The following is a 15,990-nucleotide window of genomic DNA, read 5'->3' as shown; positions in this document are numbered from 1 at the left end:
CCGCCCCGGCCGCCGTACCCGGCTGCTCGCCCCCCGAACGGCACCGGCCCCCACCGGTGCTGCTCATCAGAGTACGGGCGGGCGCCGGGAGCGGAAGGTTATTTGCAGAACTGACAGCCCGGCGCGCTTATGGTGAGCCGCATGTTTCGTCTCGTGACAGAAGTGGACAAGGCTCGGCGCAATCTGCTGCGCACCCGCCTGCGGGAGACGAACACGGCGGCCTCCTCCGTCCTGCGTTCCCTGCGCGGAACCCCTCACGAACGCGAATTCCCGCTGCACGTCTGGGCCCTGACCGAGACCGGCGCCCTGGCCGGCGGCCTGGTCGGCCACACCTGGGCGACCTGGCTGCACGTGACGTACCTGTGGGTGGACGACGGGTGCAGAGGCCTGGGCCTGGGCTCGGCCCTGCTGACCCGGGCGGAGCGAACCGCCGCCGACGAACACGCCTGCACGGCCTCCCGCGTGGAGACCTGGGACTTCCAGGCCCCCCACTTCTACACGAAGCACGGCTACACCGTGATGTCCGTGATCCCCGACTACCCGCCGGGCGTCACGGAGTACACCCTGACCAAGCGACTGGGGTGAGACGCGGCCCGGCGTGCAGGACCCCGGCAGGTCAGACCACCCGCCGCGCCCCCGCCGAGGGCACCGCCCCGAAGACGCGCGGGGACCTGAAGCCCGCTGCCGTGAAGGCCTCTTCGACCGCCTTGGTGACGGCGTCCACGCCGGCGGTCTCCGCCAGGACGATCGCCGAGCCGCCGAAGCCGCCGCCGGTCATGCGGGCGCCGAGGGCGCCGGAGGCCAGGGCGGTGTCGACGACCAGGTCGAGTTCCGGGCAGGAGATGCGGAAGTCGTCGCGCAGCGAGGCGTGGCCCTCGACCAGGACCGGCCCGATGGCGCGGGTGTCGCCGGACTCCAGGAGCCCCACCACCCGCTCGACCCGCTCGTCCTCCGTGACCACGTGCCGGACGAGGCGCAGCACCTCCTCGTCGTCGGCGAGGCGTTCCAGCGCCGCGTCGAGGTCCGCGTAGGGCACGTCCCGCAGGGCGTCCACGCCCAGCAGCGCGGCGCCCTTCTCGCAGCCCGCGCGGCGCTTGCCGTACTCGCCCTCGCTGTGGGAGTGCTTGACCCGGGTGTCGACGACGAGCAGGCGCATGCCCTCGGCCGCGAGGTCGAAGGGGATCTGACGCCGGGACAGGTCACGGGTGTCCAGGAACAGGGCGTGGCCCGCCTCGCAGCAGGCGGAGGCCGTCTGGTCCATGATGCCGACCGGCGCGCCCACGTACACGTTCTCGGCGCGCTGGCACAGGCGGGCGAGCTGCCAACCGCGCAGCCCGAGGGCGTACAGGTCGTTCAGGGCGAGGGCGACGACGACCTCCAGGGCCGCCGAGGAGGACAGGCCCGCGCCCGACGGGACCGTCGAGGCGAGGTGGATGTCCGCGCCGGTCACCTCGTGGCCCGCCTCGCGCAGCGCCCAGACGACGCCCGAGGGGTACGCGGTCCAGGACTTGTCCGCCCCCGGGGCGAGGTCGGCGACGCGCAGCTCGGCCGGGCCCCCCGCCACGTCGGCCGAGTGCAGCCGCAGGATGCCGTCCTCGCGCCGGGAGACCGCCGCGACGACCGTGTGCGGCAGGGCGAACGGCATGACGAAGCCGTCGTTGTAGTCGGTGTGCTCGCCGATGAGGTTCACCCGGCCCGGCGCCGCCCACACCCCCTGCGGCTCCGCCCCGTACAGCTCCCGGAACCGCTCGCCGACAGCTCCTGCGACAGCCTCGCCCATGCCCTGGCCCCTAGCCCTTCGTCGAGTCCTGGCCCGCGCGCCGCCGCGCGAACTCCCACGCGTCCGCCACGATCCCCGCGAGGTCCGTGCGGGACGGGCGCCAGCCCAGTTTCTCCCGGGCGGCGTCCGCCGACGCCACCAGGACCGCCGGGTCGCCGCCCCGGCGGGGTGCCACGGTCTCGGGGATCGGACGGCCCGTCACCCGGCGGACGGTCTCGACGACCTCGCGCACGGAGAAGCCGTTGCCGTTGCCCAGGTTGCAGATGAGGTGCCCGCCCGCGGGGGCCGCGGCCAGGGCCAGCAGATGGGCCTCGGCCAGGTCGGCGACGTGGATGTAGTCGCGGACGCAGGTGCCGTCCGGCGTCGGGTAGTCGTCGCCGAAGACGGAGATCGCCTCGCGCCTGCCCAGGGCCACCTGGAGGACCAGCGGGATGAGGTGCGACTCGGGGTCGTGGCGCTCGCCGTACGCGCCGTACGCCCCCGCGACGTTGAAGTAGCGCAGCGAGACCGCGCCCAGGCCGTGGGCCGCCGCCTCACCGGTGATCATGTGGTCCACGGCGAGCTTGGAGGCGCCGTACGGGTTGGTCGGCCGCGTCGGCGCGGACTCGGTGATCGGGACCTGGTCCGGCTCGCCGTACGTGGCGGCCGTCGAGGAGAAGACCAGCCGGCGTACGCCCGCCGTGCGCATCGCCTCCAGCAGGGCCATGGTCCCGCCGACGTTGTTCTCCCAGTACTTCTCGGGCTTCACGACCGACTCGCCGACCTGCGAGAAGGCGGCGAAGTGCAGGACGCCGTCGAACGACGGGTCAAGCCACTTGGCGGCGTCGCGGATGTCCCCCTCGATGAACGAGGCACCCGCGGGCACGCCCTCGCGGAAGCCCGTCGAGAGGTTGTCGAGGACGACGACCTCGTGCCCGGCCTCCAGCAGGTGCTGGGCGACCACGCCGCCGACATAGCCCGCCCCGCCCGTCACCAGGTACTTCCCGCTCATCGGCTCGCTACCTCTCGCAGTCGCTCGGCCGCGCGCTCGGGCGGCACGTCGTTGATGAACACGTTCATGCCGGACTCGGAACCCGCGAGGAACTTCAGCTTGCCGGCCGAACGGCGGATGGTGAAAAGTTCGAGGTGCAGCGCGAAGTCGTCCCGCGTCACGCCCTCGAACTCCTCCAGCTGCCCGAACGGCGCCTGGTGCCAGGCCGCGATGTACGGCGTCGGGGGCTCACCGGTCCCGAAGATCCGGTCGAAGCGCCTCAACAGTTCCAGATAGACCTGGGGGAACTCTGTGCGCGCCGCCTCGTCGAGCCCGAGCAGGTCGGGCACCCGCCGCTTGGGGTAGAGGTGCACCTCGTACGGCCAGTGCGCGGCGTACGGCACGAAGGCGGCCCAGTGCTCACTCTCCAGGACGACCCGCTCGCCGGAGAGTTCCTCCTCCAGGACCGCGTCGAACAGGTTCTCCCCGCCGGTCGCCTCCTTGTGCGCGGCCAGTGAACGGAGCATCAGGGCGGTGCGCGGAGTGGTGAAGGGGTAGGCGTAGATCTGCCCGTGCGGGTGACCCAGCGTCACGCCGATCTCGGCGCCCCGGTTCTCGAAGCAGAACACCTGTTCAACGGAGGGCAGATGGGACAGTTCGGAGGTGCGGTCCGTCCAGGCGTCGAGCACGAGCCCGGCCTGCTCCTCGCTCAGGTCGGCGAAGGAGGCGTCGTGGTCGGAGGTGAAGCAGACGACCTCGCAGCGGCCGGAGTCGCCGGCCAGCGAGGGGAAACGGTTCTCGAAGACCACGACGTTGTACGACGAGTCCGGGACCTCGCTCAGCCGCTCGCCCCGCGAAGGACACAGCGGGCACTGGTCGGCCGGCGGATGGTAGGTGCGGCCCTGGCGGTGCGAGGCGACGGCGACCGAGTCGCCGAGCAACTGGTCGCGGCGGATCTCGGAGGTGGTGACGGTCCGCTCCAGCGGGCGGCGGTCCACGGCCTCGCGCACGGTGTCGTCACGAAGGTCGTAGTAGACGAGTTCACGACCGTCGGCCAGCCGGGTCGAGGTCTTCTTCACTGCCTGACTCCTCTACGCCCACACCCAATCACTCAACACAATCAAACATAACACGTCACAACTCACCAGCCCCCGCCGCTCATCACGATCAAACAAAGAACATCACCAAAAGTGTTCAATTGCTGAACGCGGAGGCGTAGGTTCCGCTCCGGATCAGTTCGCGAACGAAGCGAGTGCTCAATGCAGACCCCCACAAGCACCACATATCTAGCCGCAGAGCTTCGACTCCCCACCAACTGGCTCGACTACACGATCCTCGGTATCTACTTCGTCGTCGTCCTGGGCATCGGCTTCGCCGCCCGCCGTTCGGTCAAGACCAGCCTGGACTTCTTCCTGTCCGGCCGCTCCCTGCCCGCCTGGGTCACCGGTCTCGCGTTCGTCGCGGCCAACCTGGGCGCCACCGAGATCCTCGGCATGGCCGCCAACAGCGCCCAGTACGGCGTCTACACCACCCACTGGTACTGGATCGGCGCCATCCCGGCCATGGTCTTCCTCGGCCTGGTGATGATGCCGTTCTACTACGGCTCGAAGGTCCGCTCGGTCCCGGAGTTCCTGCTCCTGCGCTTCGACAAGGCGGCCCACCTGCTGAGTTCGGTCCTGTTCGCCGTCGCCGCCATCCTGATCGCCGGGGTGAACCTCTACGCCCTCGCGATCGTCGTCGAGGCGCTCCTCGGCTGGCCGGAATGGGTGGCCATCGTGGTGGCGGGCTTCTTCGTCCTGGCCTACATCACGCTCGGAGGGCTCTCCTCGGCCATCTACAACGAGGTCCTCCAGTTCTTCGTGATCCTGGCCGGCCTCATCCCGATCACCGTCCTGGGCCTGAAGAAGGTCGGCGGCTGGGACGGGCTATCCGACTCCCTCTCCCAGTCCCGCGGCTCCGACTTCATGACGGCGTGGGGCGGCACGGGCATCGGCAGCGACAACCCGCTGGGCGCCAACTGGCTGACCATCATCCTCGGCCTGGGCTTCGTCCTGTCCTTCGGCTACTGGACGACGAACTTCGCCGAGGTGCAGCGCGCCCTGTCGGCGAAGAACCTCTCGGCGGCCCAGCGCACGCCGCTGATCGCCGCGTTCCCCAAGATGTTCATCGTCTTCGTGGTGATGATCCCGGGCCTGGTCGCCGCGGTCCTCGTGCCGAAGATCGGCACGCCCGGCTCGGACCTCCAGTACAACGACGCGATCCCGTACCTCATGCAGCAACTGCTGCCCAACGGTGTCCTCGGCATCGCGGTGACCGGTCTGCTGGCCGCGTTCATGGCGGGCATGGCGGCGAACATCTCCTCCTTCAACACGGTCTTCACCACCGACATCTGGGCGAAGTACGCCGTGAAGGACCGCGAGGACGGGTACTACGTGCGCTTCGGCCGCCTGATCACGGTGATCGGTGTCCTGGCCTCGATCGGCACGGCCTTCCTGGCCTCGTCCTTCTCCAACATCATGAGCTACCTCCAGACGCTGTTCTCCTTCTTCAACGTGCCGATGTTCGTGGTCTTCATCATCGGCATGTTCTGGAAGCGCGCGTCCATGAAGTCCGGCTTCTGGGGCCTGATCGCGGGTACCACGGCGGCAATGGTGAACTACTTCGTCATCTACAAGCAGGGCATCATCGAGATCCCCTCCGACCAGGGCGCCAACTTCGTCTCCGCGATCGCGGGCTTCGTCGCCGGCGCGGTGGTCATGGTCGCGGTGACCCTGTTCACCGCGCCGAAGCCCACGGCCGACCTCCAGGGCCTGGTCTACGGCACCACCTCCCCCGGGATGACGGAGGCGCCCGCCAAGGGCGACGACGCGTGGTACCGCAAGCCGGCACTGCTGGGCTGGGGAGCGGTCGTACTGGCCGCCGCCTGCTACATCCCGTTCTCGTTCTGATCGCGGGAGGATGGAGAGAGCATGTCTGATTCATACTCCGAAAAGGACGTCCAGGACCACGTCTCCGAACTGGAGACCAAGTCCGTCACCGCCGCACGTCTGTTCGACATCCGGCGGATCATCGGCGGGCTGTTCGTGGTCTACGGCGTCATCGTGACGATCGCGGGCTTCGTGGCGTCCGACGCCGACATCGACAAGGCGCAGGGGGTGAACATCAACCTGTGGACCGGGCTGGGGATGCTGGTGCTGGGCCTGTTCTTCCTCACCTGGCTCAAACTGAGGCCCACGGCCCCGCCCCCTCCGCCGATCGAGGACACCCCGGAGGACTGACACCCGACGAGGAGGCACCTCCCGAGGCACCCGGCGCGAGCCGGGTGCCCGCGGCCGGGGAGATGTCCCGCTCAACCGCCGGAGGCCCTCGCCCGCTCCAACAGCCCCGTCCGAGCGGCCAGCGCGGCCGCCTCCAGCCTCGACCCCACGCCCAGCTTCATCAGCACCCGCTGCACATGCGTACGCGCCGTGGACGCGGCGATCCCCATCCCGGCCGCGATCAGCCGGGTGTCCTCACCGTCGGCGACCCGGACCAGCACCTCCACCTCCCGAGGCGTGAGCATCTGCAACAGCCGCTGCCCCTCGTCGTCGGGCTGGGCCGCCGGATTCAGCAGCTCGCTGAAGGCCCCCTGCAACAGTCCGGGCGCCACCGCCGCCTCCCCCGCCCGCGCCTTCATGATCGCCCGCTCCACGCCCTCTATGCGCTCGTCGTGCCGGACATACCCCGCCGCCCCCGACGCGAACGCCGCCGCTATCCCGCGAGGGCTCGGCACCGGCCCCAGCACCAGCACCGCCACCTGCGGACGCTCCCGCTTGATCCGCACCACCGGATCGAAGATCCCCGGCTCGGCCGGTGTCGCCGTCCCCAGCAGACACACCTCCGGCGCCCGGCTGATCACCAGCTCCGCCGCACCCGCCGCCGGCGCCGCCGCGGCCAGCACCCGGTGCCCGCGCAGCTTCAGCGCCGAGGCCAGCGCCTCGGCGAGCAAGCGGTGATCGTCGACCACCATGAGCCGTACTCCCATGGAGCAACCCCCCAGTCACCCGGTCCCCCGGCACGGCCGACGAAGACCCCGGCTCCCCCGCCCGCCCTCGCCCCACCCGGCCCCGCCCTTCATGCCCCCGGAAGCTACACGCTCGTAGGACGTCGCGCTGCCCCTCCCGGCGAGAACCGCCCCGGATCCCCGAAATCCCGCGCGAAACGGCCCCGCCCCTGAGCAGGGACGGGGCCGCGGGGCACCGAATGACGCACCGGACGCTCTCAGCCGCCGGTGCCGAATCCGATCGCCAGGTACCTCGTCCGGTCCGCGCTGGACGGCTTGCTGGCGTACACCTGCGACATGTACAGGTGCCCCTGGGAGTAGATGAGTTCGGAGTAGTCCGGCGACATGCTGGACTCCACGTCCCGCACCGCCTCGGTCGACGGGTTCTCCAGCAGCGTGGTCTGCTTGAACGACCCTCCGTCGATGCTCACGATCTGGCCGCCCTTGTTGTACGGCGGGCGCTTGTAGGCGATCACATTGCCGCCGTCCATCCGCAGCGGGGTGATCGTGTAGTTCTCGCCGCTGTCGGCCCGCTGCCCGGTCTGCTTCCCGGTGGCCAGGTCGAAGGCGACGACCTCGTTGATCCGGCTGTAGCCCTCGCCGCCCCCGTCGTGCTCCTCGGTCGGGATGTAGAGCCGGTCGTTGCCCACCGCGAGCCCCGTGCAGCGCTCGATCTTGGTGATCGTGTCGCAGCGGGCCGCGTACTGCTTGCCCGGCGCCGAGATGCGGGTGCGCAGCTCGCCGGTCTTGTTGTCGATGGAGAAGAAGTCCGAGATGCCGCTGCCGTCACCGGCGGAGTCGCCGACGTCGGCGGCCACGACCAGCGGGTCGGTCGACACGACGCCCGCGTACTCGATGCCCTTGGCCATCTTGTACTCGGAGATCACCTTCCCGCTCTTCGGGTCGATGGTCTGGATGTGCAGCTCCCGGGCGTCGTACGAGCCGCACTTGCGCACCGCGACCAGCTTCTCGCCGCCGCCGTACCCCGCGTCGTAGCAGGTGTCGGTCCCCTTCGGCGACCAGAGGATGTCACCCTTGGCGATGTCGAAGGCGACGCCGCCCCGGGTGCTGCCGGCCGCCACGGTGTCCCCGCTGATCGTGACGTTGTTGAAGGAGATCGGCTGGTCGCCCGCGGTCTTCGTCCACAGCGTCCGGCCCGCGTCCAGGTCGATGGCCGCGACCTGGGTGCAGCCGTACGAGGGCTTCGCCTTGGTCGGCATGGCGGGCTGGTGGAGGATGACCGTCTTGTTGTCGTCGGTGACGTGCGAGCTGGCCGCGCAGACGGGGCCGGCCAGCTTGATCGTCCACTTCTTGCCGCCGTTGTCGGGGTCGTACCCGACGATCTCGGCGACGCCGCTCTTGGCGTACACCTTGTCGGTGAGCCACGAGCCGTCGACGACGACGCTGCTGTCGTCCTTGCCGATCGCGGGCGTGGGGACCTGGAAGAGCACCTTGGCGGCGGGGTCGTCGGGCGCCTTCTCCTTGCCCGCGGCGGAGGTGCCGCCCGAGCCGCCCTTCTGGTCGGTGCCGCCGTCCTCGCCGCCCTGGCCGCCGTCGGAGTTCGCGGTGTCGTTCTTGCCGTCGTCCTTGCCGGAGGAGCTGGAGTACCAGACACCGCCACCGATGATCAGCGCGATCGCGACGACGGCCGCCACGATGATGGCCACCTGCGCGTTGATCTTCCGTCCGCCGCCGCCCGGCCCGCCGACCTGCGGCTGCATCGGCACGGTCGGCTGCGGATAGCCGTAACCGGGCGGCTGGCCCGGCTGCCCGTACGGCGGTGTCGGCTGCCCGTACGGCCCCGGCTGCTGACCGGGGTGGCCGTAACCGGGCTGGGGCTGCGGCGGGGCCTGCGGATACCCGTACCCGGGCTGCGGCACCGGCGGGCCCGCTGGGGGTGTCTGCGGGGCCGCGGGCGGCGTCTGCGGGTAGCCGTACCCCGGCTCGGGCGCCTTGTCGAGGTTCGGCCCGCTGCCCGAGGGCGGGGTGGGCGGCTGCGGCGGACCGAAGCCGCCCTCCTGCGGGGGCTGGTTGGGCGGCGGGGGCGGCGGCTGGGTCATGGCGTGAGCACCTCGGGAAACGAAGACGACGGGGCGGACCGGGCGGGACGCAAGAGGCGGACGGAGAAGATCACTTGCCGTAGGCGAGCATCAACTTCTCCTTCGACTCCTCGTTCCCGGTCAGGCGGGTGGTGGAGATGTAGAACCGCCCGTCGACCCAGTCGACCTCCTTGGAGTAGAAGCCGTTCTCGATGTCCGAGACGCCCTCGGGGTTCTGCAGCAGCTTGGCCGGCGTGTGGCTGCTGCCGCCGGTGGCGATCGACACGACCTGGCCGCCCGCGTTGTAGGACGGCCGGACGTACGCGATGAGCTGGTCGCCCTCGACCTTCAGCGGCATCATCGACTGGTCCGCGGGGGACTTCGCGCGCCACTTCTCCTTGCCGGTGGTGAGGTTGATCGCGACGACCTCGTTGGCGCCGCTGGTCGCCTTGGTCGGCAGGTAGAGGGTGCCGGCGTCGGCCGCGACGCCCGAGCAGCCCTGGAGGTCGCGTTCGAGGATGGCCCAGCCGCACTCGGGGGCGAACTCCTCGTCGACACCGACCTGTTCGAGGACACTGCCGGCGGAGGTGAAGGTGGAGATGTTCCAGACCTTCTTGTCCTCGTCGGTGGCGTAGACGACAAGCGGGTCGACGGAGTAGGTGCGGGCCACCCGCCAGCCCTTGTCGTACTTGTAGGTCCACAGGGCCTTGCCGGTGCTCGGGTCGAGACCCTGGATCTCGTCGTGCGCGTTGTTGCCGCCGGCGCCGCAGGAGGCGACCTGGACGAGCTTGGTCGCGCTGGTCGCGAATCCGGCGGGGAAGCAGGCGTCGCCGTACCGCTTCTTGTCGTAGAGCTTCTTGCCGCTGGTGACGTTGTAGGCGGTGCCGGACTGGGAGCGGCCGACCACGAGCGTCTTGCCGCTGACGTTCAGTTCGAGGGAGAGCGTGGAGTCGAACAGCTCGCCGTCCTCGACCTTCGTCGTCCAGCCCTTCTGACCGGTGGCGAGGTCGATCTCCTGGAGCTGGTTGCACTTGGCGCGGTCGCTCGAACCGCTCATGTAGGCGACGACGATCTTGTTCGCGGCCGTCTTCTCCGGGGTGGTGGCGCAGATCTTCTGCGGGAACGCGACCGGCTCCCAGGTGGGCTTGCCGTCGTCGACGTTGTAGGCGAAGACCTGCTTGTACGCCGCCTTCACCGCGGCCCTGTCGGTGATCCACATGCCCTCGGCGTCGGCGCCGGAACCGGGGGCGTCGGGCGCCTCCTTGTACCAGAGCACCTTGGCCTCGCCGGCCTGGCGGCCCTCGTTGAGGTCCTCGGCGCCCTCGTCGCCGTCGCCCCGGCCGTCACCGGGGTTGACCGGGGCGCCGCCGGATGCGGAGGGCTTGGGGTCGTCACTCTTGCCTGCGACGGGCTTCTTGTCCGTGTCGTCGCCGCTGTTCGCGGTGACGGCCCACACACTGCCGCCGATGACGAGCAGGGCCGCGACCACGGCGCCGACGACGAGGGCGGGTCTGCCCTTGAAGGGGTTGCGGGAACCGGGCCCGCCGGGCGGCGGGGTGCCGGGCGCGCCCGGGAACTGCGGCTGCGGATAGCCGTAGCCGGGCTGCTGGCCGTACGGCCCCGGCTGCTGGGGCTGGGCGTACGGGCCCGAGTTGTACGGTCCCGGCTGCGCGTACGGGCCGGGACGGCCCGGCTGCTGCGGATAGCCGTACCCCGGCTGCGGCGGCGGTCCGGACGGCGGGCCCTGCGGAGGCGGCGGCGTCTGCGGCGGGCCCTGCGGGGGCGGCGGGGTCGGTGCCCCGAAGCCTCCCGGCGGTGGATCCTGCGGTGCTCCGAAGCCACCCGGCTGCGGCGGCTGGTTGGGCGGCTGGGTCATCAGCGCGTTCCCCCTTATGACTCACTGATTTTTAGCCACGCCCCGAGGTACGCGCTGGCCTCGGAGTCGTCTGCCGACAATCGTTCGGACTGTCCCGAACAGTCCTCGGACGGCCTTTCTATCACCCGGGGCCGACAAGCCACCGGGCCGCGTCCACCCCTGTTCCCAAGGGAGGACCGGCCCGTGATGCCCCTGTTACGTGCCTTCACGGCCTCTTCACGCCGCGCACGCCCGCACCGCGCAGGACTCAGGCGTCCTCCGCGAGTTCCAGCCACCGGGTCTCCAGCTCCTCGCGCTGCCCGGCCAGTTCCCGCAGCTCGGCGTCCAGTTCGGCCACCTTCGCGAAGTCCGTGGCGTTCTCGGCGATCCGCGCGTGCAGCCTGGCCTCCTTGTCGGAGACCTTGTCGAGCTGCCGCTCGATCTTCTGCAGCTCCTTCTTGGCGGCGCGTACGTCGGCGGCGCTCTTCTCCGTCGCCTGCGCGGCCGGCTTCGCCGCCGGGGACGGGACGCTCGCCGCTGCCGCCTCCTCCATGCGCCGGCGCCGCTCCAGGTACTCGTCGATGCCGCGCGGCAGCATCCTGAGCGCGCCGTCGCCGAGCAGGGCGAAGACCCGGTCGGTGGTGCGCTCGACGAAGAACCGGTCGTGGGAGATGACGATCATCGAGCCGGGCCAGCCGTCGAGCACGTCCTCCAGCTGGGTCAGGGTCTCGATGTCGAGGTCGTTGGTGGGCTCGTCGAGGAAGAGGACGTTGGGCTCGTCCATGAGGAGCCTGAGCAACTGGAGGCGGCGCCGCTCACCGCCGGACAGGTCCCCGACCGGGGTCCACTGCTTCTCCTTGCCGAAACCGAAGGTCTCGCAGAGCTGTCCCGCGGTCATCTCGCGCCCCTTGCCGAGGTCGACGCGCTCACGGACGCGCTGCACGGCCTCCAGCACCCGCCAGGAGGGGTCGAGTTCGGCGACCTCCTGCGACAGGTAGGCCAGCTTGACGGTCCTGCCGACCCGCACCTGCCCGCCCGCGGGCTGCTGGTCCCCGTCGCTGTACGCGGCGTCGGCGAGGGCCCGCAGCAGGGAGGTCTTGCCCGCTCCGTTGACGCCGACGAGGCCGATGCGGTCGCCGGGGCCGAGCTGCCAGGTGATGTGCTTGAGCAGCACCTTGGGGCCGGCCTGGACGGTCACGTCCTCCAGGTCGAAGACGGTCTTGCCGAGCCGGGACGACGCGAACTTCATCAGCTCGCCGCTGTCCCGGGGCGGCGGGACGTCCGCGATCAGCTCGTTGGCGGCCTCGACCCGGAAGCGCGGCTTGGAGGTGCGGGCGGGGGCGCCGCGCCGCAGCCAGGCCAGCTCCTTGCGGACGAGGTTCTGCCGCTTGGTCTCCTCGGTGGCGGCGATGCGCTCGCGTTCGGCGCGGGCGAAGACGTAGTCGGAGTAGCCGCCCTCGTACTCGAAGACGTCACCGCGCTGCACGTCCCACATGCGGGTGCAGACCTGGTCCAGGAACCACCGGTCGTGGGTGACGCAGACCAGCGCGGAGCGGCGCTCGCGCAGGTGGCGGGCGAGCCAGGAGATGCCCTCGACGTCAAGGTGGTTGGTGGGCTCGTCGAGGACGATGAGGTCCTGTTCCTCGATGAGCAGCTTGGCGAGCGCGATACGGCGCCGCTCGCCGCCGGAGAGCGGTCCGACGACGGTGTCGAGGCCCTGCGGGAAGCCCGGCATGTCGAGCCCGCCGAACAGGCCCGTCAGTACGTCCCTGATCTTGGCGTTGCCCGCCCACTCGTGGTCGGCGAGATCGCCGATGACCTCGTGCCGGACGGTGGCCCGGGGGTCGAGGGAGTCGTGCTGGGTGAGCACGCCGAGCCGCAGTCCGCCGGAGTGGGTGACCCGCCCGGTGTCGGGATCCTCCAGCCTGGCCAGCATCCGGATCATGGTCGTCTTGCCGTCGCCGTTGCGCCCGACGACTCCGACGCGGTCCCCCTCGGAGACGCCGAGGGACACGCCGTCGAGAAGCGCACGGGTGCCGTACACCTTGGTGACGTTCTCGACATTGACCAGATTGACGGCCATTTCTCTCCTGACTGGGGGATCGATCAGCCTTCCAGCGTAGGCCCTCCGGGGGGTGGGGTGACGCGGACGGGGGTGGTCAGTCCTCCCGGACCACCGTCGCCCCCGCCGCCGGTCCCGTCGCCGTACGCACGTCGCGGCAGGTGCCCGAGGCCCGCAGCACCCCGGCGATGTCGGAGGCCGACCGGGCGTCCGGGGCGAGGAAGGCGGTGGTCGGCCCGGAGCCGGAGACCAGCGCGGCCGGCGCGCCGGCCGTCCGGCCCGCCGCGAGGGTGTCGGAGAGTTCCGGGTACAGGGAGAGCGCCGCGGGCTGGAGGTCGTTGGACAGGGCGCCGGCGAGCGCGGCGGGGTCGCCCTTGGCGAGCGCGTCGAGCACCGCCCGGTCGGCGACCGGTTCGGGGATCTCCCGGCCCCGCGCCAGCCGGTCGAACTCGCGGTAGACGGCCGGGGTGGACAGTCCCCGCGCGGCCGGTGCGAACACCCAGTGGAAGGCGCCGCCGACCTCCAGCTCCGTCAGCTTCTCGCCCCGCCCGGTGCCGAGCGCCGCGCCGCCGGCCAGGCTGAACGGCACGTCGCTGCCCAGCTCGGCGCAGATCGCGAGCAGTTCGTCGCGGGAGGCGCCGGTGCCCCACAGGGCGTCGCAGGCGAGCAGCGCGCCCGCGCAGTCGGCGCTGCCGCCCGCCATGCCGCCGGCGACCGGGATGTCCTTGGCGATGTGCAGGTGCACGTCGGGCGGGCGGCCGTACCGCTCGGCGAGCGCCTCGGCCGCGCGGGCGGCCAGGTTCGTGCGGTCGAGGGGCACCTGGCCGGCGTCCGGGCCCTCGCAGGTGACGCGCAGTCCGCCGGCCGGGGTGGCGGTGATCTCGTCGTACAGGGAGACCGCGAGGAAGACGTTGGCCAGGTCGTGGAAGCCGTCGGGGCGGGCGGCGCCGACCGCGAGCTGGACATTGACCTTGGCGGGGACCCGGACCGTCACGCTCACTTGCTCGTCACTCCTTGTGTTCGGCGATACGCGCGAACTCTTCCACGGTCAGGGCCTCTCCACGCGCCTGCGGCGACACTCCCGCGGCGACGAGCGCCGACTCGGCGGCGGCCGCGGAGCCCGCCCACCCCGCGAGGGCGGCCCGCAGGGTCTTGCGGCGCTGGGCGAAGGCGGCGTCGACGACGGCGAAGACCTCCCGCCTGGACGCGGTGGTCTTCGGCGGCTCACCGCGCCGCACGAGCGAGACGAGTCCGCTGTCGACGTTGGGCGCGGGCCAGAAGACGTTGCGGCCGATGGCGCCGGCCCGGCGGACCTCGGCGTACCAGTTCGCCTTCACGGAGGGAACGCCGTACACCTTCGAACCGGGTCCGGCGGCGAGCCGGTCGGCGACCTCGGCCTGCACCATGACGAGGGTGCGCTCGACGCTCGGGAACGTCTCCAGCATGTGGAGCAGGACCGGCACGGCCACGTTGTAGGGCAGGTTGGCGACCAGTGCGGTCGGGGCGGGGCCCGGCAGCTCGGTCACCTGCATCGCGTCGCGGTGGACGAGCGCGAAGCGGCCGGCCCGCTCGGGCAGGCGGGCGGCGACGGTGGCGGGGAGGGCGCCGGCGAGTACGTCGTCGATCTCGACGGCGGTGACCCGGTCGGCGGCCTCCAGCAGGGCCAGGGTGAGCGAGCCGAGACCCGGTCCCACCTCGACCACCACGTCGTCGGGGCGTACCCCGGCGGTGCGGACGATACGGCGGACCGTGTTCGCGTCGATCACGAAGTTCTGGCCGCGCTGCTTGGTGGGGCGCACACCGAGGGCCGCCGCGAGTTCACGGACGTCGGCGGCGCCCAGAAGGGCGTCGGGGGTGGGGCTGCTCACTCCGCAAGGGTAGCCGGGGCCGGACCCGGGACGACCGGCCGTCGTACGGGCGGGCACCGGGGGCCGCCGCGGTGGTCAGCCCCGGAGCCGGGAGCCGCAGTGGGGCCAGGGGGCGGTGCCGTTGCGGGCGTACAGCTTTTCGGCCCGGAGGGTCTGCTCCGCCGCGGACGCGTCCTGCGGGCGGCCCGCGCCGCCGAGGCTGCGCCAGGTGCGGATGTCGAACTGGTAGAGGCCCCCGTACGTCCCCGAGGGGTCGACGGCGTCCGGACGGCCGCCCGACTCGCACGCGGCCAGGCCCTGCCAGTCCAGGTGGTCGGCGCCCCGTACGGACACCGGCCGGGCGCGGGTGCCGACCCGCACGATCTGCGGGCGGGGTTCGCGCACCACCTCGGTGCGCAGCCTGCGCGGCTCGTGCCGGACGCCGTTGACGGTGCGCACCGCGTACGTGGTCCGCCGCAGGCCGGGCTGCCCCGCCTGCTGGACGACCTCCGTGCCCCGGTCGAGGGCGGGGTCCTCGGTGCGTCGCACGGCGAACGGGACGGGATCCTCTCGGATCTCCTGGGAGCGGGTGATCCGCAGCACCGTCACGGTCTGCCCGTCGCGGGGGAAGCCGCTCTCCGGGACGGAGGTGGTGTCCTGGCCGCGCAGCGTGACCCCGGCCGCCTCGACGGCCTCGCGCACGGTCGCGGCGTTGGTGCGCACGGTGCGGGCCCGGCCGTCCGCCATGACCGTCACCACCCGCTCGGTGCGTACGTTCAGCGCGAGTCCCTCGCGGCCGATGCGCCGGGAGCCCTCGGTGGACAGGTGGGCGCCCTCCGTCCGCACGCCGAGCCGCCGAAGTGCCTCCTCGACCGTCTCCGCGGTCGTCCACACCTGGCGCCGGCGGCCGTCGAGGGTGAGCAGGACGGGCCGCCCGTAGCGGACGACGACCTCCCCGCCGCTGGTCAGCGGGGTGCCGGGCGCGGGCACGACCACGTCGTGGGCGCCCGGCCTCACGCCTTCTCGCGCGAGCAGCTCGGTCACGTCGCCGGCGAAGGTGTGCAGTGTGCGCGGCGTGCCGTCGACGGTCAGCTCGACCGCCTTGTCGTTGGCGACGAAGGCGGTGGTGCCGCCCGCGAGGAACGCCACGACCAGCGCCCGCGGCAGCAGCCGGCGCAGGGAGCCTTCCGCGCGCCCGGTGTACCGCGCCCGGCGCCGGCGCGCGGCCCGCCCGGCGCCGGGCCGGTACGTGGCGCCGTAGGGCAGGGTGGGCGCGCTGTGCACGTCGTACGGTGCGGGGCTCCCGTACGGCTCGGGCACTGCCTCGGATGTCTCGAACTGCGTTCCGCTCACGCCGACACGCTCCAGGGGTCCGGATCGGGCCCCCAGAACCTA

At 71.7% G+C, this 15,990-nt stretch carries 13 protein-coding genes; 3 read left to right on the top strand and 10 right to left on the bottom strand.

Annotated elements, in window-relative coordinates:
* Positions 1–129: 129 nt before the first annotated feature.
* Positions 130–585: a GNAT family N-acetyltransferase gene (locus AC4IHM_RS19650; protein WP_490868318.1), complete on the top strand. Its 456-nt coding sequence runs from the start codon at positions 130–132 to the stop codon at positions 583–585.
* Positions 586–616: 31 nt separating this feature from the next.
* On the opposite strand, the gene galK is transcribed toward AC4IHM_RS19650, so the two are convergent.
* Genes galK through galT form a run of 3 tightly spaced genes read right to left on the bottom strand, consistent with a single transcriptional unit; the run spans position 617 to position 3,829 of the window.
* Positions 617–1,780 (bottom strand): galactokinase, encoded by a 1,164-nt coding sequence (gene galK / locus AC4IHM_RS19645; protein ID WP_490868317.1) that lies wholly within the window; start codon positions 1,778–1,780, stop codon positions 617–619.
* 10 nt (positions 1,781–1,790) lie between these two features.
* Entirely contained in the window at positions 1,791–2,771 is a 981-nt protein-coding gene (galE, locus tag AC4IHM_RS19640; RefSeq protein ID WP_490868316.1) for a UDP-glucose 4-epimerase GalE, read from the bottom strand.
* On the bottom strand, positions 2,768–3,829 hold the full coding sequence (gene galT / locus AC4IHM_RS19635; RefSeq protein WP_490868315.1) for a galactose-1-phosphate uridylyltransferase: 1,062 nt from the start codon (positions 3,827–3,829) through the stop codon (positions 2,768–2,770). Before galT ends, galE begins: the two co-directional genes overlap by 4 nt.
* A 180-nt stretch (positions 3,830–4,009) precedes the next feature.
* Here galT and AC4IHM_RS19630 point away from each other — a divergent pair, with 180 nt between their 5' ends.
* Entirely contained in the window at positions 4,010–5,698 is a 1,689-nt protein-coding gene (locus tag AC4IHM_RS19630; RefSeq protein ID WP_490868314.1) for a sodium:solute symporter family protein, read from the top strand.
* A 21-nt stretch (positions 5,699–5,719) separates the two neighbouring features.
* Complete coding sequence (locus tag AC4IHM_RS19625) at positions 5,720–6,028, top strand: hypothetical protein (RefSeq protein WP_490868313.1); 309 nt, start codon at positions 5,720–5,722, stop codon at positions 6,026–6,028.
* Positions 6,029–6,099: 71 nt separating this feature from the next.
* Here the strand turns inward: AC4IHM_RS19625 and AC4IHM_RS19620 are convergent, their stop codons facing one another.
* The 7 genes from AC4IHM_RS19620 to AC4IHM_RS19590 all read right to left on the bottom strand — a co-directional run bounded on the left by AC4IHM_RS19620 (position 6,100) and on the right by AC4IHM_RS19590 (position 15,948).
* Positions 6,100–6,774, bottom strand: a complete 675-nt coding sequence (locus tag AC4IHM_RS19620) for a helix-turn-helix transcriptional regulator (protein WP_490868312.1) — start codon at positions 6,772–6,774, stop codon at positions 6,100–6,102.
* Positions 6,775–7,010: 236 nt separating this feature from the next.
* On the bottom strand, positions 7,011–8,852 hold the full coding sequence (locus AC4IHM_RS19615) for an outer membrane protein assembly factor BamB family protein (RefSeq protein ID WP_490868311.1): 1,842 nt from the start codon (positions 8,850–8,852) through the stop codon (positions 7,011–7,013).
* Positions 8,853–8,922: 70 nt separating this feature from the next.
* Positions 8,923–10,707 carry an outer membrane protein assembly factor BamB family protein gene (locus tag AC4IHM_RS19610; protein ID WP_490868310.1) on the bottom strand — a complete coding sequence of 595 codons (1,785 nt, stop codon included), beginning with the start codon at positions 10,705–10,707 and terminating at the stop codon, positions 8,923–8,925.
* Between the two features lie 247 nt (positions 10,708–10,954).
* Positions 10,955–12,769 (bottom strand): ABC-F family ATP-binding cassette domain-containing protein, encoded by a 1,815-nt coding sequence (locus tag AC4IHM_RS19605; protein ID WP_490868309.1) that lies wholly within the window; start codon positions 12,767–12,769, stop codon positions 10,955–10,957.
* Positions 12,770–12,845: 76 nt separating this feature from the next.
* Complete coding sequence (locus AC4IHM_RS19600; RefSeq protein ID WP_490868308.1) at positions 12,846–13,748, bottom strand: 4-(cytidine 5'-diphospho)-2-C-methyl-D-erythritol kinase; 903 nt, start codon at positions 13,746–13,748, stop codon at positions 12,846–12,848.
* Between the two features lie 7 nt (positions 13,749–13,755).
* Positions 13,756–14,616 carry a 16S rRNA (adenine(1518)-N(6)/adenine(1519)-N(6))-dimethyltransferase RsmA gene (gene rsmA, locus AC4IHM_RS19595; RefSeq protein WP_490868307.1) on the bottom strand — a complete coding sequence of 287 codons (861 nt, stop codon included), beginning with the start codon at positions 14,614–14,616 and terminating at the stop codon, positions 13,756–13,758.
* Between the two features lie 75 nt (positions 14,617–14,691).
* Complete coding sequence (locus tag AC4IHM_RS19590; RefSeq protein ID WP_490868306.1) at positions 14,692–15,948, bottom strand: resuscitation-promoting factor; 1,257 nt, start codon at positions 15,946–15,948, stop codon at positions 14,692–14,694.
* Positions 15,949–15,990: the final 42 nt, after the last annotated feature.

It is taken from the genome of Streptomyces sp. SL06 (assembly GCF_058244745.1).
Note: the sequence above shows the minus strand (reverse complement) of the source record. Positions and strands in the feature narration are given on the sequence as shown.